Annotated in this window: 17 protein-coding genes; 10 read left to right on the forward strand and 7 right to left on the reverse strand. The window is 44.1% G+C overall.

What is annotated here, in order from left to right; all coding sequences use genetic code 11:
- Positions 1–41: 41 nt before the first annotated feature.
- Positions 42–317 carry a hypothetical protein gene (locus tag BUR42_RS19570; protein WP_143197523.1) on the forward strand — a complete coding sequence of 92 codons (276 nt, stop codon included), beginning with the start codon at positions 42–44 and terminating at the stop codon, positions 315–317.
- Positions 318–500: 183 nt separating this feature from the next.
- On the opposite strand, the gene BUR42_RS29595 is transcribed toward BUR42_RS19570, so the two are convergent.
- Both BUR42_RS29595 and ileS read right to left on the reverse strand, forming a co-directional pair.
- Positions 501–1517 carry a TraR/DksA family transcriptional regulator gene (locus BUR42_RS29595; protein ID WP_143197524.1) on the reverse strand — a complete coding sequence of 339 codons (1017 nt, stop codon included), beginning with the start codon at positions 1515–1517 and terminating at the stop codon, positions 501–503.
- 5 nt (positions 1518–1522) lie between these two features.
- On the reverse strand, positions 1523–4849 hold the full coding sequence (gene ileS, locus BUR42_RS19585) for an isoleucine--tRNA ligase (protein WP_074241196.1): 3327 nt from the start codon (positions 4847–4849) through the stop codon (positions 1523–1525).
- Positions 4850–5079: 230 nt separating this feature from the next.
- Here ileS and BUR42_RS19590 point away from each other — a divergent pair, with 230 nt between their 5' ends.
- Positions 5080–5553, forward strand: a complete 474-nt coding sequence (locus tag BUR42_RS19590) for a PepSY-like domain-containing protein (protein ID WP_074241198.1) — start codon at positions 5080–5082, stop codon at positions 5551–5553.
- Between the two features lie 486 nt (positions 5554–6039).
- Here the strand turns inward: BUR42_RS19590 and BUR42_RS19595 are convergent, their stop codons facing one another.
- Positions 6040–6966 (reverse strand): helix-turn-helix domain-containing protein, encoded by a 927-nt coding sequence (locus BUR42_RS19595; RefSeq protein ID WP_074241200.1) that lies wholly within the window; start codon positions 6964–6966, stop codon positions 6040–6042.
- Positions 6967–7070: 104 nt separating this feature from the next.
- Between BUR42_RS19595 and BUR42_RS19600 the strand changes: the two genes are divergently transcribed.
- From BUR42_RS19600 to BUR42_RS19615, 4 genes are all read left to right on the forward strand, one after another.
- Positions 7071–8753, forward strand: coding sequence for an AsmA family protein (locus BUR42_RS19600; protein WP_074241202.1), 1683 nt, complete (start codon positions 7071–7073; stop codon positions 8751–8753).
- A gap of 144 nt (positions 8754–8897) precedes the next feature.
- Positions 8898–10877, forward strand: coding sequence for a DNA topoisomerase (ATP-hydrolyzing) subunit B (gyrB, locus tag BUR42_RS19605; protein WP_074241204.1), 1980 nt, complete (start codon positions 8898–8900; stop codon positions 10875–10877).
- A 71-nt stretch (positions 10878–10948) separates the two neighbouring features.
- Positions 10949–11605 (forward strand): hypothetical protein, encoded by a 657-nt coding sequence (locus tag BUR42_RS19610; RefSeq protein ID WP_074241206.1) that lies wholly within the window; start codon positions 10949–10951, stop codon positions 11603–11605.
- A 137-nt stretch (positions 11606–11742) separates the two neighbouring features.
- Positions 11743–12099, forward strand: coding sequence for a hypothetical protein (locus tag BUR42_RS19615; RefSeq protein ID WP_143197525.1), 357 nt, complete (start codon positions 11743–11745; stop codon positions 12097–12099).
- Here the strand turns inward: BUR42_RS19615 and BUR42_RS19620 are convergent.
- Positions 12096–12545, reverse strand: coding sequence for a DUF6756 family protein (locus BUR42_RS19620; RefSeq protein ID WP_074241211.1), 450 nt, complete (start codon positions 12543–12545; stop codon positions 12096–12098). The genes BUR42_RS19615 and BUR42_RS19620 overlap by 4 nt on opposite strands.
- A gap of 37 nt (positions 12546–12582) precedes the next feature.
- On the opposite strand from BUR42_RS19620, the gene BUR42_RS19625 reads away from it, so the two are divergent.
- The 3 genes from BUR42_RS19625 to BUR42_RS19630 all read left to right on the forward strand — a co-directional run bounded on the left by BUR42_RS19625 (position 12583) and on the right by BUR42_RS19630 (position 14106).
- Entirely contained in the window at positions 12583–12963 is a 381-nt protein-coding gene (locus BUR42_RS19625; protein WP_074241213.1) for a hypothetical protein, read from the forward strand.
- Positions 12964–12984: 21 nt separating this feature from the next.
- Positions 12985–13335 (forward strand): hypothetical protein, encoded by a 351-nt coding sequence (locus BUR42_RS29600; RefSeq protein WP_143197526.1) that lies wholly within the window; start codon positions 12985–12987, stop codon positions 13333–13335.
- 270 nt (positions 13336–13605) lie between these two features.
- Positions 13606–14106, forward strand: coding sequence for a hypothetical protein (locus BUR42_RS19630; protein ID WP_074241215.1), 501 nt, complete (start codon positions 13606–13608; stop codon positions 14104–14106).
- A 242-nt stretch (positions 14107–14348) separates the two neighbouring features.
- On the opposite strand, the gene BUR42_RS19635 is transcribed toward BUR42_RS19630, so the two are convergent.
- Positions 14349–15071 (reverse strand): SIMPL domain-containing protein, encoded by a 723-nt coding sequence (locus BUR42_RS19635; protein ID WP_074241217.1) that lies wholly within the window; start codon positions 15069–15071, stop codon positions 14349–14351.
- A gap of 152 nt (positions 15072–15223) precedes the next feature.
- The gene (gene mfd / locus BUR42_RS19640; protein WP_074241220.1) at positions 15224–18595 is read right to left on the reverse strand and encodes a transcription-repair coupling factor; all 3372 of its coding nucleotides are present in this window, start codon (positions 18593–18595) and stop codon (positions 15224–15226) included.
- Between the two features lie 129 nt (positions 18596–18724).
- On the opposite strand from mfd, the gene BUR42_RS19645 reads away from it, so the two are divergent.
- Positions 18725–19441, forward strand: coding sequence for a ferredoxin--NADP reductase (locus BUR42_RS19645; RefSeq protein WP_074241222.1), 717 nt, complete (start codon positions 18725–18727; stop codon positions 19439–19441).
- Here BUR42_RS19645 and BUR42_RS19650 read toward each other — a convergent pair.
- Positions 19438–19845 carry a hypothetical protein gene (locus tag BUR42_RS19650; RefSeq protein WP_074241224.1) on the reverse strand — a complete coding sequence of 136 codons (408 nt, stop codon included), beginning with the start codon at positions 19843–19845 and terminating at the stop codon, positions 19438–19440. The genes BUR42_RS19645 and BUR42_RS19650 overlap by 4 nt on opposite strands.
- Positions 19846–19888: the final 43 nt, after the last annotated feature.

A 19888-nucleotide genomic window follows, 5' to 3' on the forward strand; every position in this document is an offset into this window, starting at 1 on the left:
CGTTTCTCGTTTAGACTTCTACATTCGTAAAAATGAAAATCATGAAAGTAAAGACTATGCGGGAGCGATTGCATGAAGCAATTGACCTGGCCAATGACGAGAAGATCATTGCCACCTTCAGATCTATTCCATTAGAGATCAGCAGGAGTAAACATTTGTCCTTATCAGAAATACGGGAGCTGATAAAGGATGCGGAGAAAGAATTCAGTGGATCTTCTTCATCGGAAGATCTGGAGGATATGCTTAAAGATGCGCACAGGTCCTTTTTTGCGCTGTTGAGAAAGAAGCATGAAAATAGTGAAGGGGCATCTGCCTGAGCAAAGATTTCCATTGTAGATTGATCATCTCCCTATATCTCGTTGAGGGGTTTTTTGCTTTACGAATGATCAATTTTACATTTCATTTAAAAGGGCCGGGGTCTCCCGGCCTTATAGAATTGAGGGAATAAAAAAATGGCCGCCCGGTTATCGGACAGCCATTTACAATTATATAGTTGTTCACTATTTGCTTTTGGACAGCTTTGCCTCGATGCTTAAGGTAGCATGTGGCACAGCTTTCAGGCGCGCTTTATCGATCAGCTTACCTGTAACACGGCAGATACCGTAAGTTTTATTCTCGATCCGCACAATTGCTTTCTCCAGGTGATCAACGAACTGGATCTGACGGCTGGCCATTTGGTTCAGTTGCTCACGCTCCTGGGAACCGCCACCATCTTCCATACTCATGTATTTATTTTCAGTATCGTCAGTACCTGCTTCATCCTTGCGGGTGATCAGGCCCTGGAGATATACGAGTTCTTTTTTCGCAGCGTCCAGCTTTTTCAGGATGATCTCTTTGAACTCCTGTAATTCGCTATCGCTGTAGCGGTAGATCGGACCAACCTGTGCATCTGGCTGATCTAATACGGATTTAGTAAACTCAGGCGTATAAGTGACGGTTTTCATCACTGGTCTGCTGCCTGAAGATTTAGAAGCAGTTCTGGAAGTCGGTCTTTCCGTAAGCCGTTTAGCAGGTTCCACAACAGTGGATTTTTTAACTGTCTCCTTTTCTGGTTTGTCCTGTTTATTCTTTGCTGGCATTATATCTACTTTTTCTACGGGTTTAGAAATAACCGGTTGGGCAGCAGCTGATGATTTAGCTGCGGGCTTGGTGGTAGCTGCCGGAGCGGGTTTGGCTTTAGGCGCCGGAGCAGCAGGTGCTGCTTTCTTTACGGGCGCTTTTGGAGCCGGAACGGGCTTCTTAGCGGCAGTTACAGCCGGCTTTTTAGCCGGAGCAGCCTTTGCAGGCGCTGCTTTCGCCGTTACCTTATTTACTACGGCTTTCTTAGGAGCGGGTTTTGCCGCTGCCTTTGATGCCGCTTTTTTAGGAGCCGCCTTCGCCGGAGCTGCTTTTTTAGCAGGTGCCGGTTTAGCAGCCGATTTTTTAGCAGCAGGAGCGGGCGCCTTTTTAGCTACAGCTTTTTTGGCCGGAACCGCCTTCTTAGTAGTCTTACTAGCAACTTTCTTCTTTGTTGCCATGGGGATTAGCTTTTTTTGTTAACTAATACGTTGAACTTAAGATCGTTAACCTCTACCTCAATGCCCTCCTGTAATTGCGGCACTACATCCAAACTATCTGCCAAAATTTCCGTGCAAATATAATCATTAAAGTTTATTATCGCTGTTTTCAAAGTCGCCACATCTGCCACTTTTACCGAAATCCGGTCAGTTAGCTCAAATCCGCTATCCTTCCGTATCTTCTGGATCCGGTTAACCAGTTCACGGGCATTGCCCTCGTCCAGTAATTCAGGAGTAATTGTAATATCTAAGGCCACGGTAAGCGAACCTTTGTTAGCTACCGTCCATCCCGGAATATCTTCCGAGATGATCTCGACATCGGATAATAGTATTGGAATTCGTTCAGAATCAATAACTAAGCCAAATTCACCATCTTTTTCCAACGTGGCAATGTCATGTTGAGCAAATGCATTGATGGCGTTAGCTACTGCTTTCATCTTAGCCCCCATCCTACTGCCCAGGGTTTTAAAGTTTGGCTTGATCTTTTTCTTGATGAAACCTTCCGTTTCCGTAAGGTACTCAATACTTTTCACATTCACTTCGCTTTTCACCAAATGTTCCACTAAAGTCAACTGATCCCGCATATGAGGGTTCAGCACAGGTATCAGGATCTTCTGAAGTGGCTGACGGACCTTAATATTCATTTTCTTACGCAAGGATAATACCAATGATGAAATATCCTGCGCCAGTTGCATTCTTTCTTCCAGATCTGTATCTATCGCAGCATTATCTGCTACCGGGAAATCTGTCAGGTGAACGGACTCAGATGGCAACCTTCCACTCACTTCATTTAGGTTGCGGTACAGCCAGTCTGTGAAGAAAGGAGATACCGGGGCCATCAGCCGGGCTACTTTTTCGAGGCATTCATATAAGGTCTGGTATGCGCAGATCTTATCATGCTCATACTCCCCTTTCCAGAACCGGCGGCGGCAAAGACGTACATACCAGTTACTGAGATGTTCGTCCACAAACTCCTGAACGGCACGCCCGGCCTGCGTTGGCTCATATTCTTCCAGGCTGGCGCTCACCTGTCTTACCAGGGTATTCAGCGAGGAAATGATCCAACGGTCAATTTCCGGACGTTGCTCCAGCGGGATGTATGCTTCTTTGAACCTGAAATTGTCCAGGTTGGCGTACATGGCGAAGAAGTTGTACGTATTATATAATGTACCGAACAGCTTCCGTTGTACCTCTTTAATACCTTCCACATCAAACTTCATATTATCCCATGGAGAGGCATTGGTGATCAGGTACCAGCGGGTAGCGTCTGCTCCGAACTTATCGATGGTTTCAAAAGGGTTTACCACGTTACCGAGGCGTTTACTCATTTTGTTGCCATTCTTATCTAATACGAGGCCGTTGGATACTACTGTTTTATAAGCTACACTATCAAACAACATCACACCCAATGCGTGAAGTGTGTAAAACCATCCACGGGTTTGATCCACGCCTTCAGCAATAAAATCAGCAGGGAAAGCCTGGCCTTTATCTATGGTGTCTTTATTCTCGAAGGGATAGTGCCATTGCGCTACAGGCATGGCCCCACTGTCAAACCAAACATCCACCAGGTCTGGCTCACGGCGCATGGGTTTGCCGGTGGAACTTACCAGGATGATATCATCCACATAAGGTTTATGAAGGTCCAGGATGCCCTCATGCAGGTAATGTTTATTCACATCTCCTCCCAGCACTTCATTCGCGAGGCGGATACCGGCATTCAGTTCCGCTATACTGCCAATGCAGATCTCTTCTGTACCATCCTCGGTGCGCCATATCGGCAGCGGGGTTCCCCAATACCGGCTGCGGCTCAGGTTCCAATCCACCATATTCTCCAGCCAGTTACCAAAACGGCCTGTGCCGGTGGCAGCGGGCTTCCAGTTGATGGTCTTGTTCAGTTCCACCATCCTGTCTTTCACCGCGGTGGTTTTGATAAACCAGGCATCCAGGGGATAATACAGCACTGGCTTATCTGTACGCCAGCAGTGCGGGTAGGTGTGTTCGTATTTTTCTACTTTGAAGGCCCGGTTCTCCTTTTTCAGTTTCACGGCGATGTCTACATCAACATCTTTATATCCGGGTTCATTTTTATAATCCTTTACATAACGGCCTCCGAATTCACCCACGGAATCCAGGAATTTCCCCTGCCTGTCTACCAGTGTGAGGATACCGATACCATATTTTTTACCAACGCGATTGTCGTCTGCACCAAAAGCAGGTGCGGTATGAACGATACCGGTACCATCTTCTGTGGTCACAAAATCTCCCAGCAGTACGCGGAAGGGGTCTCCCTCTTCCGGCTGAACATATGGCAACAGCTGTTCGTAGCGGATATTTTCCAGTTCACTGCCTTTGAAGGAAGCCAGTACGGTCCAGGGGATTATTTTGTCATCCGGCTGATAGGCAGCAAAATCGCCATGCTCTCCTTCCGGTTTGAAATATTTGCCCATCAGGTCTTTTGCAAGGACCACATTGATCGGCAAATGGGTATATGGGTTAAAGGTTTTCACCAATACATATTCAATATTGGCACCTACAGTAAGACCAAGGTTAGATGGAAGCGTCCAGGGGGTGGTGGTCCAGGCCATGAAGAATACTTCTTCAGAACCGGCAGCATCAAATAAGAATTGGGACTTCTCTCCGGCGATGGCCTTAAACATGGCCACCACAGTAGTATCCTTCACATCTTTATAAGTACCGGGCTGGTTCAGTTCGTGAGAGCTAAGGCCAGTGCCGGCAGCCGGAGAATATGGCTGGATGCTTACACTTTTATAAAGGAAGCCCTTTTTATAGAGCTGTTGCAAACACCACCAGAGGCTCTCTATATAATTATTATCGAAGGTAATGTAAGGGTCCTGGAGGTCTACCCAATATCCCATTTTACGGGTAAGGTTCTCCCATTCTCCTTTATATTTTAATACCTCTTTACGGCAGGTATCATTGTATTCGGCAATAGATATTTTTTTTCCAATATCTTCCTTCGTGATACCCAATGCCTTTTCTACTCCTAATTCAACAGGGAGGCCATGGGTATCCCATCCGCTTTTGCGTTTTACCTGGAAACCCTGCATGGTTTTATAACGGCATACAAGATCTTTTAAGGCACGTGAGATCACGTGGTGAATGCCAGGTAATCCATTTGCACTGGGCGGGCCTTCATAAAACACGAATGGCGCTGCCCCATCACGATTGGTGACGCTTTTTTCGAAGATCTGCTGCTGATCCCATGCTTGCAGTATATCCTGTTCTATTTGTGGTAAATTCAGCTGACTGTATTCACGATATTTACTGGACATATAAAAATCCCTCTTTTCGGGCTATTAATTGTGGCTATAAAATTCTGCGAAGTTACGAAAATACAGGGAGGATTCAGAGCCCTGCTACCATTCATAAAAAATAACGTTTTTATGAAAAAAGTGACCCGGAAATTGAGTAATTTACAATAAAGTATAGTTACTTTGCGTTTTTGGCATTGTTTTGGTTTAAGATTTAGAAGAGTATAACGCAGTAAAAACCATATCTTTTTATGAAAAAAGTAACCGTATTCATGTGCGCTGCTATCCTCACTTCTGGATTAGCTTTTGCGCAGCAAAAAACTTCAGCAAAAAAAACCAAAGCAGCAGCAACAAAAAAAATAGAAGCTCCCGCAAACGTGAAAGACGCATTTCAGCAAAATGAACAATTTGCAGGAACAACAGATGCAGTATGGGCAAAAACATCTGCTGGTAACTGGATCGCTTCTGTAAATAAAGAAAATGTGAAGACTGCCGTTGAGTATAATGCTGAAGGAACCTGGATAGCTACCCGTAGCGAATTCCCCGCAGGAAATGTACCTGAACCAGTTTTAGGAACTTTGAAGAACAAATATCCTTCCGCAGTTGTTAAAGAAGGATGGAAGATCGAAAGAGCGGATGTGGCATCTTACTACAAAATAAATATTGACGATAACGGGACTGCCAAAACCGTACTTTTGAACGATGCTGGCACTATTGTTGATTAAAGAAATTCGTATAAAGAAATTAATTAAGTATTTCATAGGTATAGGGATAAATAGGACAGACCCTGCTCTTTTGGGCGGGGTTTTTCATTTTTAGTACATGCCGAATGGCTGAGCATAAAAAAAAGCCGTCATCAGAAAGATAACGGCTTATGCAAATTACAAGGAAAAACTTACGGACTCACAGGGCAATTCTTTAGGTCATTGTGGTGTTTGATACTGCCCTGCTTTATAATGGCTTTACTATCGTCTGCAAGCTGATCCTTAGGTCAAATCTGATAAGGAAGCTTATGAGGAACAGTGAATAGATATTCATTGATCGTGATACAAAGAAAGAACAATCTCTCCGAAAGCACTTTTCAAATCGGGAAAACAAATGATCATAAAGGGAAAAATGAAAAGAGTGGGAGATCGCTTACACGTTACATTCACGTAAACAGCCGCTATAGCGGGTTTCACAGTTACTTTAAAATTTCTTTAGATTTACTGCTAGCGCAACAAAAGCTCACATGGCTTGAGACCAGTATGTTTTTTGAAGGCAGTGGAGAAATGAGAGATACAGGAATAGCCCATCATGATGGCTACTTCTGAAACGGAGAGCCCTTTTTCATAAAGTAAACCCTTTGCCTTTTCCATTCTTTCTTTCTGGAAGTAATCATAAATGGTAGTACCGAACATGGCTTTAAAACCTTTCTTCAGGTAACATTCATTCATGGCCACGCGGCGTGCGAGGTCGCGGATGGTAATAGGTGCATCCAACTGATCCAATAATATACTACGGGCTTTTTCGATCTTCTCCCGGTCTTCCATATGTGTGAGGAAGCGGCAGCCATATCTTTCATCCGTATCATTCTGGATAAACTGATCAGAGCTGAATAACAACAGCTCCAGGGCTTTACTTTGTAAGAAGATATTTTTAAGGATGCCTTCGTAATTATGATGTACCATTTGCTCCAATACCGTTTTGGATTTGGTACAGGGCTGAATGGTTTTTACAAAAGGTTTCTTGGATTGCAGTTCAAAAAGGGAGAAGGAAGTATTTCCTTTTTGCAGGGATTGGATGAAAGCTGGTTGAAAGCGAACGGTGATCATGTCTACAGAAGGCATTTTCTCCTTACAATCATCATTCTTTTTCCCTTCAGCACAAAGCTGATCTGTACACGAAGGGTTTTTGCAATACTTACTGCCTGCTACGCAATACCGGAGTTCGATCATGGCAGACTGGCCACGTTTGGCAGGCTGATAAACCACCATCGCCACATCCTCTACGGGCAGCGGACGATCAAATACATACCGCTGGAGGTTATAGTCCAGGCAGTCAGGAACCGCCACAGTATCAGCTTCCGCCAATTGAAGGTGGTCGCTCAGTGCCGGTTGCGGGATGGCCAGTGATAATATCTCGTGTACTTCCTTCATCGTTTGCAGCACAAAACTAACGAATCGTTGTTATAATATTATTAGTTTGACAAACAGGTTACAAACCAAGGGAATTGGTACAAATTTAGCAACATCTTATAATAATGAAAAGAACCTGGAAGATCATCATAACGGTAGCGGTCGTACTAATATTTGCTGCGGCAGGCGTAACATGGTACCTGAGCGTACACTGGAAGGGCATTCTGGACAAAGAGCTAAGGCGGTATGTACAGGAAGGATCTGACAGTCTTTATACACTTGCCTATGGCCGGCTGGACCTCAACCTGCTGAATGGCAGCCTTATCATACATCATGTAGCCCTCATTCCGGATAGCGCTGTTTATCAACGACTTGTGGCGCAGCAAAAGGCCCCAAAAGTACTGATCAATGCCAAAATGGAGCGGTTACAGGTGAGCCGGATGAAGCTGTGGCGCTATTTCCTGAACAAAGAGGTGGACGCCAGCTCATTCTCACTTGTTGATCCTGAACTGGTTATCACGGAAGATCAGCGGAGTGTGGATACCACTACCCAGCAACGTAGTTTTTACGAAGTCGTGAATAAGAACATCCGCCATTTCAGCATCGGCAGGGTGTACATGGATAAGATCAAACTAACCTTTACCCAGATCGGGAAGGATAGCAGTAAAGTGATCAGCAAACTGGAAGACGTGGGTGTAAATATCCGCGGCCTGCAGATAGATTCCCTCAGCCAAAGTGACCCTACCCGCTTTTTATATGCCCGGGCCTTTGACGTGAGCCTGGAAAAATGGGACCACCGCACGCCGGACAGTTTGTACTGGCTGCATGTGAAGAAGGTCACCTACCATGCTACTGATGAAATACTGGATGTAGGAGAAGTAGAACTGAAGCCGCGATACAACAGGGCGGATTTCGACAAACAGATCAAAACACAGAAAGACATGTTCCAGCTGGTTTTCAGGAATATCAACCTGAAAGGACTGTCCAGGTTTGACCTTCAACGGCAAAGGCTCCATATACAAAGTGGCAGTATCAATGGCGGAGAATTAAATGTCTACCGCAACAGGGCACTCCCCATGCCGCCAGGGGATAAATATGGTCAGTTCCCCAACCAGTTACTGGCCAAACTGAAGCTGCCGCTGCAAATAGATACCCTGACTGCCAGCGGGGTGGATGTGAGCTATACAGAATTGAACCCTAAAAACGGCGAAACCGGCAAGATCCAGTTCCAAAGGGCCGGGGGCACTTTCAGGCATATCACGAATATTGATTCCCTGGTTGCTCAGAACAAACATTGCACCGTGGACCTTCATGCCATCCTGATGAAAAGTGGTAAGCTCAGGGCCAGCTTCGATTTTATCCTGGGAGATGAGAGTGGGGCTTTTAGCGTTTCAGGGCAGTTGAATAATATGGACGGGAAGGAATTTAACCCCGTTACAAAACCTTTGGGCATGGTAGAGATCAGGTCTGCCCAGATAAAAGAGCTGGAATTCAACTTCCAGGGTAATGAAAGAAGTGCCAGCGGCACCTTGAAATTCCTGTATTCCAATCTAAAGATCTCCATGCTGAAGGAGGAAAAAGACCCTAACGGGAATCAAAGGAAAGGGCTTGCCAGCCTGCTGGCCAACCTGATGGCCATCAAAAATGAAAACCCCTCTCCCGGCGAGGCAGTGAGAATTGTAAAACCAAGGTTTCAGAGAGATCCTAAAAAGTCCTTCTTCAACCTGGTTTGGAAGACCATTTTTACGGGTGTAAAAGAGACGGTTGGAACCGCTTTGCTCGCCAGTATGGATGAGAGAAAAAAATAATGCATCCCCATATTGGTTTTTTGCTATTCACATACTATCCACCTACCTCAAATATGCCGTATTATTCATGGGAATTAGGCCGATTTTGCTTACATTTGCATGATTGTCTACTGATTTGTTTAAAAAAGATTTTCAGCTAATAATATGAGTGAAGAACTAGCGCAAGCAACTACCTCTAGCAATAGCTATGATGCGGGTAGTATTCAGGTATTGGAAGGGTTGGAAGCCGTACGTAAACGTCCCGCCATGTACATTGGCGATATTGGGGTAAAAGGTTTGCACCACCTTGTATATGAAGTAGTCGACAACTCAATCGATGAAGCCCTGGCCGGATATTGCAAAAACATTGAAGTAACGATCCTGGAGGACAATTCCATCCGGGTTAGTGATGACGGACGGGGTATTCCTACCGGCATCCACGCCAAAGAAAAACGCTCCGCCCTGGAGGTTGTAATGACCGTTCTGCACGCAGGTGGTAAATTCGACAAGAATACTTACAAGGTATCCGGTGGTCTCCATGGGGTGGGTGTAAGTTGCGTGAACGCCCTCAGCGATCCTTTACATGTTACCGTACGCCGCGAAGGCAAGATCTTTGAACAGGAATACAAAATGGGAATTCCCCAATATCCTGTTCGTGAGATCGGCGAAAGCGATGCTACCGGAACAACTACCCATTTCAAACCAGACGCCACCATTTTCACAGAAACCACTTATAACCGCGAAACCTTAGCAGGCAGATTGCGCGAGCTGGCCTTCCTGAACAGGAAGATCCGCATCACCCTCACTGACGAGCGCGAAAAAGATGAAAACGGCAACTCTTTCAATGAAGTTTTCTACAGTGAAGGTGGTATCATCGAGTTCGTACAGCTGATGGACCAAAACGGCCGCCGTAATTCCATCGTGCCTGAACCTATCTATATTGAAGCACACGATCCCGTTTCTAATGTAGTAGTAGAAGTGGCGCTGTTATATAATGACTCTTTCCACGAGAACATCTTCTCGTACGTAAATAATATCAATACAATTGAAGGCGGTACCCACGTTGCTGGTTTCCGCAGGGCCATCACCCGTGTTTTCAAATCCTATGGCGATAAGAACAAAATGTTCGAAAAGTCTAAGGTAGAAGTAACAGGAGATGACTTCCGCGAAGGCCTCAGCTGTATCGTGAGCGTAAAAGTTCCTGAGCCACAGTTTGAAGGTCAGACCAAAACCAAATTAGGTAACTCAGACGTAATGGGTGTGGTGGACAGCGCAGTGGCCAATGTTCTGGACCACTTCCTGGAAGAACATCCCCGTGAAGCCAAGATCATTATCAATAAGGTAGTATTAGCCGCCCAGGCTCGTGAAGCTGCACGTAAGGCCCGCCAGATGGTGCAAAGGAAAAGTGTAATGACCGGCAGCGGATTACCAGGTAAACTGGCAGACTGCTCTGATAACGATCCTACCAAATGTGAACTGTACCTGGTGGAAGGGGACTCGGCAGGTGGTACGGCAAAACAAGGCCGTAACAGGAATACGCAGGCTATCCTCCCACTCCGTGGTAAGATCCTGAACGTAGAAAAAGCATTGGAACATAAGATCTACGAGAACGAAGAGATCAAGAATATATTCACCGCTCTGGGTGTTACCATTGGTACACCGGAAGATGAAAAAGCATTGAACCTCAGCAAGCTGCGTTATCACAAGCTGATCATCATGACGGATGCGGACGTGGATGGAAGTCACATTGCCACCCTGATCCTCACTTTCATCTTCAGGTACATGAAGGCGATGGTGGAACAAGGATATGTATACCTCGCTCAACCACCTTTATACCAGGTGAAGAAAGGTAAAGATCATATCTATGCATGGACTGATGAACAACGTAAAGCTGCTGTTACTAAACTTGCAGGTGGTGGTAAAGAAGAGAGTGTTACCATCCAGCGTTATAAAGGTCTTGGAGAGATGAACGCCGAGCAATTGTGGGATACTACCATGAACCCTGAAGTGCGTACGCTGAAGCAGGTAACGATAGATAGTGCTTTTGAAGCAGATCGCGTGTTTACGATGCTGATGGGTGATGAGGTTCCTCCACGTAGGGAGTTTATTGAATCGCATGCGAAGTATGCGAGGATTGACGCTTAATTGAATGTTTTGAGAATATATGAAGTCCCGGTTGCGTGAGCGGCCGGGATTTTTTTGTACCTTAAATCACTATGGAATTACATACGATCATCAGGCCGTTGCATACAGATGAAATAGCTACCCTGAAAAAACTGAAGAAGGAAGCAACTAAAAAGCTGAAAAGTAAAAAGATCATACATTACCTGATAGCGCTTCTTATTGGTATAGCTACTACGTCCATTGCTATGTACTTAAAAGCTTATGATCTGGCAGTATTTGTTTTTGGGACAATTGCCGTATTCGCATATGGCTATGTAATTTTTGTACCGTATGAAATATATAAATTAAACAGGGAAACGAAGAAAAAGCTCAAAAGGATAGATGATTTTCTTGAGAGCAATGCGTTAAAAGTAATTCCGGTTAATGCTTTACGGATCGCCCATGCAAAAGAATATGAAGACGAAGGAGACCTGTATATCATTGAGTACAAACCGGATCATCTCCTGTATTTTAATGATCTAGATGGTGAAAGATCTTTTCCCTGCCTCAGCTTTGAGATCTATGAGGAGGATTACTCCTGGCTAACATGGCAGCATATCAGGGCATTGAGTAAGGAGATTGAGCCCGTGTTGATTTCAGGTAAGGCAAAATGGGCATATGGCAAGGAACATGGCTTGCCGGAACATCTTGCAACGGAGGTCCGTAGTTTTGAAGAGGTGATGGAAGACTTTGCAAGTATTAATAAGTAACATATACCTACACTTGTACATTTAGCAGATGAAAAAGATGCAAACAGCATCATGCATGTAGGAATAAAAGCGGTAAGTACAGTGCTGGCATTTACTGCATGCCGGTATTGCAGAATTTCTATGTGAACCATCAATGGTTGAGAGAACTTAAACGCAATGGTGCTAAAACATATGTAGGAATTTATTTCCGTATTGCATCAGGTGAATTAGTTTACGCTGGCAGATACAATCAGCCACACCGGCATATTACTTTGGGTGAAGCCATAAAAGAGATCATGGAATTAGAAGATCCATTAGGCTATGAACTTATTATAGACAAAAAGATCGAACCGAAAGAAATTACCAGTATCAAACATCTTCCGCAGAATATCGGATGGCGCTACAAGCCGGGGAGTAAAGGAACAAAGCCCTGTCCCTGTGGTTTTTGCTTAAAGGGAACTATTAAAGGGAAGCGGACTCAAAAGCGGCTTGATGAAGAAAATGGAGACAGTTAGCCTGACGCTCTTATATCAAAAGGAGAATTTGTGATACCGCTTTTATATAACGTTATCTTTTCCGTACCACATTTAAAATAAGTTAGCCAGTTGTATTTTTTATCTACAATATAGAAATCATACTTACTCAAACTGATCAGATCTTTAAGCGCTGCGATGTTGCAGTCATATATCAGACGTTTTGCTGTAGGATAATCTCCCATCATCATCACTAACCAATAGTTTTTATCAGGTAATGATGACAGTAACGTATTCAATTCTTTTATTTCAATTATAGCCAGTTCTTCTTTTTGTTTTACATTATCTTCCCAATTGGAATCATAGGTTCTGATAATAAATTTATCCTCAATATTCTTAAGGATTTCAGGCCATGCAGTAAATGGATTCTTAAACCCATCCGGGCCGTGCTTTTTTGCTATCAGGTCTATTTTCTCTTCCCAAAACATATTTTTGTATCTTATGCTTTCACAATTTAATTGATCGATGTTCAATTTTTTCAGAAAAAAAGAACGGGTGCTTCCTCCCTTTGAGTCCCTTGCCGCCTATCCGTATAAAGACAAATATTTTTACCGTGTAGCATCCTGGCAAGGGAAGGATAAGGAAAACATTCTTATCCTTGACCCTAATAATCCCAGGGTGATCACACTTGATCCCTGGCCCCAGATTGTATTTTTAGCCGCAAAGGGTAAAATGACAGTACAACAATATATTGAATACATGGCTTCAACATATACCTCTAAGATCCCGGCAGCCTTAGATGACACGATCATTTATCAGATCAATCAGCTATTGGAAGAAAGATTGCTCCGGTTCTCTGATGTGCCTGTTGATCTTGACCCACAGCATGATAAACCCAGACAATAATAACATGGCAGGTTAAAACTTATGAATACTTATCAATACAACGATTTCAGAATTGAAGTGTTTGATGATCAGACTTTTACACTTGATAGCGCAGATAATAAAAACAGCTATTTACATCATTATTTTGGTGACCATGCAAAAGATTTCCCCATATTAAAACACGGCATCAACGTATATAAGGAAGAAGAGATAATTGTCAGTTGTATAGTAATCTCCAGCGCAGGTGCAACTGGCATTCACGAAAACTCCTCTCTTTTATGCAATGATCGACTTTTAGTTTGTTGCTGTGATACCGTCTTTTGTTTAGCGCTTCCTCAAATACATCTAAACTGGCATGTAAGATGTGATATGGCAACCTGTTTTCAAATTTAAAACTCTATCCGGGCCACATTCAATTAACTGATTATCAACATAATGTGTATAAGCTACCCTTTGAAGGAGAGCTATTGGAATAACATATTCTTCCTATTCCTTAAACCTATATCAACCCTATGTCAAGCCTATCTCAGATATACGAATACCGAATGTCAACCATCTGAATCCCCAACAATCCCCCTCGGCTAACAAAAATTATCCATAATATATTTTTTTAATCTATATATGTGTATTATATTGCACTTGTCTTTGTAACGCTTATATCCTATGAAATTGAAACAATCCTTACTGGCGCTGGGCCTCCTGGCTACTGCTGCACTGAGCGCATGTGAAAAAGATAAAGATGTCGCCGCGGGCACCTGCTCGGTGAAAATTGATGACGTTCTCGTAACTATTAATAAACAACTTACCGCTACCTATTATGATACCGGCAGTGTTAACTCTTACCTGATCATTTCAGGATTAGGAGCTGATAACCAGGGTATTACTATAAATGTGGTATTCCCGGACACCCAACTGAAGCCAGGGACCTACGTTTTGTCCAACAGCACCTATAATTACCTGGCCTGGTATAAATCAGGATTCTCTGAGGCTTATTCTGCAGATGATGTGAACGATGGCGGTATTGCTACCATCACGCTGGAAACTATTTCCGAAACTAAAGCCAAAGGCACTTTCTCCGGTAAACTGATCAATGATGTGGATATATCTCAGTCGAAGATGATCACGGAAGGCAAATTTGATGTGAATGTATTACGCATGAAATAAACTCATTACCATATCCTATAATTCCCTATTTATCCCTGTTACCTATTACCTGATGCACTAAGTCTTATAACTCCGCCGGGCGCAGTTTATAAGAAAATAGCAAAATAGAAGTGAATAGACAAGTTTAATTGACAGTAGAACAACGCAAAGCCATGCGTCTTCAGCCGCAGGCGAAATGTTTCAGACAAGAAAAAGGCTACCAGTGACGACTGGCAGCCTTTTTTTTATATTTAATGTTATTATTACTTAATTCCGAATACGGCTCTGATCTCTGCGCGGATCTTGATGGTCTTTACATCAATGTTTGAATCCGGAACACCAGCACCTACTGCATCCGCCTTAGCAAACATTCTCATGTTGGCAGCTTCAGGACGGATATCACTGTACTGATCGTTGTTGAACTCCTGGATCTCTATCACACCACCAATCTTTTCATCAATGGCAGACAACAGGTATTCTGCTTTTGCTTTCGCCGCTTTCAGTGCATTTGTTTTTACCTGCTTGCGGTATTCTTCCATCTTGGAAGAGTTGAAAGAAGCAATGTTCACACTTTCGATACCTTCTTCATCTACCGCTGCAAGGATGCCATTGATCTTGTCCAGGCGGTTTACTTTCAGCACATATTGCTTACGTGCCAGGAAGTCTTCTGTAGTCTTTTTCTTTTTCCACCACTGATCGTAGTTATAACCAAATACATTTCCGATGGTGAAGTTCTCTTTGCTGATACCGGCGTCCTGTACAGCTTTTTGCAACTGCGCTTCGAGGGTAGTGATCCCTACTTTGTTGGTTTTATTCTTATAATATTCACGCAGGGTGATGTTGATGGTGATCTCGTCCGGTGTGATCTCCATCTCGGCTGTTCCGGTCACTTCAATTTTCTTTACCGGGGGTTTGTTGTCCGTTGTTTGTGCAAAGGATGTTGCTGTCATAAAGAGTCCCATTAATAATACGGTTAATCTTTTCATTGCTTTCAGTTTTAAATTCAAGTACAGGATGCAGGGTTTTGGTGTGTTTCCATATGCCCTTGCAGGCTTTAACTTTTCTTTTTGTTTTTAGTTAGGTAATGTGCATGTAACGTACAACTCACGCATTTGTTACAATGATAATGCCAATCGGGTTAATTACGGGCGTCGCTCATCTTTTTCAGGAAGCTGTACAGATCGTCCATGGTCTTGATCCGGTCTACTACTAACATAAAGTTCTTTCCTACCTGCTTCAGTTTTGCATTGTTGGTCCGCGTCTGTATATAAGACAGGATATGCTGGAAAGTGGGGGATTCGAAATACGGGCTATCCGGGTTATTAATAAAATAACAACGTAATTTTTCTTCTTTCAGGATCATCTTTTCAAAACCTAAAGCGATCGCTTCCCAACGGCAACGGATGGTGGTGAACAGGTCTCTCACAGGTTCCGGATATGGGCCGAAACGGTCTACCAGGCCCGTCTCAAATTCTACCAATTTACTTTCCAACGTAATGTTATCCAGTTCCTGGTAGAGGTTCAAACGTTCCTGTATACTTTCTATATATGAATCGGGGATCAGGATCTCCAGGTCTGTATCTATCGTACAATCGCTGATGAAATCTTTCTTTTCTTCGAGTTGCTCTTTGAAGAGGTCCTTAAAGTCGGTTTGTTTTAATTCGCGGATGGCCTCATCGAGGATCTTGGTGTACATGTCGAATCCGATCTCTGAGATAAAACCGCTTTGCTCTCCGCCTAAGAGGTTACCGGCTCCTCTGATATCAAGGTCGCGCATGGCAATCTGGAAACCACTGCCTAATTCACTGTGTTGTTCCAGTGTTTGCAGGCGTTTGCGGCTATCGGACGGCAAGGTGCTCATGGGAGGTGCCAGCAGGTAACAGAATGCTTTCTTGTTACTTCTTCCCACTCGGCCGCGCAGCTGATGCAGGTCACTTAAGCCAAAGTGGTTCGCACTGTTGATGATGATGGTGTTGGCATTGGAAATGTCCACACCGCTTTCTACGATATTGGTACATACCAGCACATCGTATTTACGGTCGATGAAATCCATGATCACCTGTTCCAGCTGATGGCCTTCCATCTGGCCATGCGCAGTGGCAATGGAAAGATCCGGGCACAGTTCCTGGATCAGGCCTGCCATCTCACGCAAACCGTTCACACGATTGTGAATGAAATATACCTGGCCGCCACGTTCTGTTTCATAATAGATCGCATCGCGGATCAGGTCTTTATCAAATACATGCACTTCTGTTTCAATCGGCTGGCGGTTAGGCGGCGGCGTATTGATCACAGAAAGATCACGGGCACCCATCAGGGAGAACTGTAAGGTTCTCGGGATAGGTGTTGCGGTGAGTGTGAGTGTATCTACATTTACTTTGAGGGTTTTGAGCTTCTCTTTCGCTGTTACACCAAACTTCTGTTCTTCATCCACTACCATTACACCGAGGTCTTTGAACTTCACTTCTTTTCCAAGCAGCGCATGTGTACCGATAATGATATCGATCTTACCTTCTGCCAGCCTTTGCAGTGTTTCCTTTTTCTCTTTGGCGGATTTAAAACGATTGATGTAATCTACGGTACAGGGGAAATCCTTTAACCGTTCAGAGAATGTTTTGTAGTGCTGGAAAGCGAGGATGGTGGTGGGAACTAACACAGCTGCCTGTTTGCCATCTACCACTGTTTTGAAAGCAGCACGAACAGCCACCTCTGTTTTACCAAAGCCCACGTCTCCACATACCAGCCTGTCCATCGGCGATGGTGATTCCATATCCCGCTTAACATCTGATACGGCTTTGCTTTGATCCGGTGTATCCTCATATATGAAAGAGGACTCCAGTTCTGTTTGCAGGTAAGTATCAGGCGTATGCGAAAATCCCTGTTGGGCTTTACGCGCGGCGTATAGTTTAATGAGGTCTTTCGCGATATCTTTTACCTGCGTTTTGGCTTTCTCTTTCAGCTTATCCCAGGCATCGCTGCCCAGTTTATTCACTTTCGGAGAAACGCCTTCCTTGCCGGTGTATTTGCTGATCTTGTGCAGAGAGTTGATGTTCACATACAAGAGGTCGTTATTCTTGTAAATGATACGAATGGCTTCCTGCATCTTTCCATTCACTTCTATCTTCTGTAATCCACTGTATACGCCCACGCCGTGATCGATGTGTGTTACATAATCTCCGGACGATAATTCCCTTAATGTTTTGAGGGTGATGGCTTTGTTCTTGTTGTAAGCCTGTTTCACCTTGTACTTGTGATAACGCTGGAAGATCTGATGGTCTGTATAACACACCATTTTCAGATCGTTATCTATGAAGCCGTTGCTGATTGCGGCGGGAATGGGATAGAAACTGAAATCCGCTTTCAGGTCTTCAAAGATACTACGCAAACGTTCCAGCTGGCGTGGGTTTTCAGCAAAGATGAAGAGGGCGGATTTAGCGGCATTATGTTTAGCCAGGTCTTTGATCAGCAGATCAAACTGGCGGTTAAATACAGGTTGTTCTGTGGTGCTGAAAGCAATGGATTGAACAGCTGCGGGTACTTTCTCAAAACTAAAATGAGGGCCAAATACGATGCAGGAACGTTTTAACAACTGTTCCATGATCTCATTTCCTTTTACAAAATCTTCTTCCCCTAACAGCAATTCTTCTTCCTCTCCTACTTTTACTTTCTGGCCGGTCTGCAACCAATCCTCCAAACGTTGTTCCATCTGGTTGATCACACCCTGTACGTAAGCAGGGTCTTTGATCCATACTACGGTGTTTTCCGGCAGGAATTCCGGCAGGCCCATTTTGCTATGGGTAACTGCACGTGTATCCATGTTAGCGATCAGCGTTACCTGGTTCAGTTTTCTTTCACTGAGCTGGGTTTCGGGATCAAATAAGCGAATGGAATCCACTTCTTCCCCAAACAGTTCAAAACGGTAAGGCTTTTCATTCCCGAAAGAATAGATATCCAGGATCCCTCCTCTTACGGCATACTGGCCGGGGCCGTATACAAAATCGGAATGTTCAAATCCCCAGGTTACCAGTTTCTGCAGGAGTTCATCTACCTTAAGTGTTTCGCCAACTTTCACATGGATCATGTTGGCATTGTAGGCAGTATTACCGGCTACTTTCTCAAAGAGTGCTTCCGGGTAAGTGACGAGGATCTTTTTATGTACATGTTTGCCGGTTAGTTTCATCAACGCCTCTGTACGAAGCATACTATGACTGCTGTTGAATTCCTGGAACTGGCCGGTTTTTTTGAAAGAATCGGGGAAGTAGAAAAGGTCCAGCGCCTGTGTGAGTTGTTCCAGGTCGTTATGGAAATAGGCAGCTTCTTCTTTGTCGTTGAGAATGAACAGGTGGTTGACGTCTGCGCTGTTCCAGATGGTGGCTCCCACAAAAGCAGGCGCACTTCCCGAAAGGCCTGTGAGGTGAAAATATCCGGGACCAGGCAATAGGATTCCGGCCGCCAGTGATTTCAGGCGGGAATCTCGCTCGTACAACTGTAAAACACCCTGCAAATTCATGAAGATGGCAAAGATAAGGCTTTTTGCTTTCCGGGAGGCAGGGTAGCTTATTTCATATATTGTCGTTTTTTATGTAAATTGATTGAACTGATAAGGAAGCAACGAACATTTTACATAAATCCTATATACATGCCCGAAAAATGGTTCACCGGCGTGGTAACAAAGATTGTGGAAGAGACGTACAATACAAAAAGGTTCTGGATCCGCGTTCCCGATAGAAGTTCTTTTGATTTTAAACCTGGTCAGTTTGTAACCCTCGATCTGCCGATCCACGAAAAAATGAATAAGCGCTGGCGAAGTTATTCCATTGCCTCCCATCCCAACGGGACGAATGAAATAGAACTGGTGATCGTGCTGCTGGAAGGCGGGCCTGGTTCCACTTATCTTTGCACACAAGTTACGGAAGGCACGGAACTGACCATGCGTGGCCCTCTCGGCGTTTTCACCTTGCCGGAAGTATTGGAGAAAGATCTCTTTTTCATCTGCACAGGAACAGGCATTGCTCCTTTCCGCTCTATGACGCATCATTTGCATAATCACGGCATCGCACATCCAAACATCTATCTCATTTCAGGCTCCCGTTACGAAAAAGATCTTTTGTATAAGGAAGAAATGATGAAACTGCATGCAGAGATGCCGGGGTTTCAATACATCCCCACTTTATCCAGGGAAGACTGGAGCGGTAGAAAGGGATATGTACACGCGGTGTACGAAGAACTGCTCGCAGATAAAAGACCGGCGAATTTTTTCCTCTGCGGATGGAAGGCCATGATCGATGAGGCAAAACAGAAGATCGTAGCCATGGGGTACGACCGGCATGATATCCATCTTGAATTATATGGCTAGTGAATATCGGTTACCACAGGTGCGCTTTCGTAAGCATTTTTTTCATACATGGTTAGTTTACTGTACCCATTCAGCTTGTTGAATGTATAGATGGCCCGGATGTGCATCAATGCATCCTTATCCATGCCATACATGGCCGTTAAAGGATTCCTGGGGAAAACTGCGTTCTCCTTTTTATCAAAGATCACAATGAAATGGAAAAAGCCGCTTTTGAAACTATCCTTTTTCTCTTTGCAGAATTGCTGTAAAGTGGCTGGATTGATAGAATCGTTGTAAGCGAATAAGAGCATTTCATTACTTTCTTCCTGTTTGGTTTCAACATACTGATAAGGATAGTTATTAAGGGGTTGAGGTTGTCCGCAGCTGAAAACAGCTGTTAAAGCTAAAAGGAGTCTAAGGTTCATTGTTAGGGTCTTAAGTTTGTCTCCCTCTAAAATATACATTTAA

Origin of the sequence: Chitinophaga niabensis (assembly GCF_900129465.1) — a bacterium.
In the GTDB taxonomy this organism is placed as follows: domain Bacteria; phylum Bacteroidota; class Bacteroidia; order Chitinophagales; family Chitinophagaceae; genus Chitinophaga; species Chitinophaga niabensis.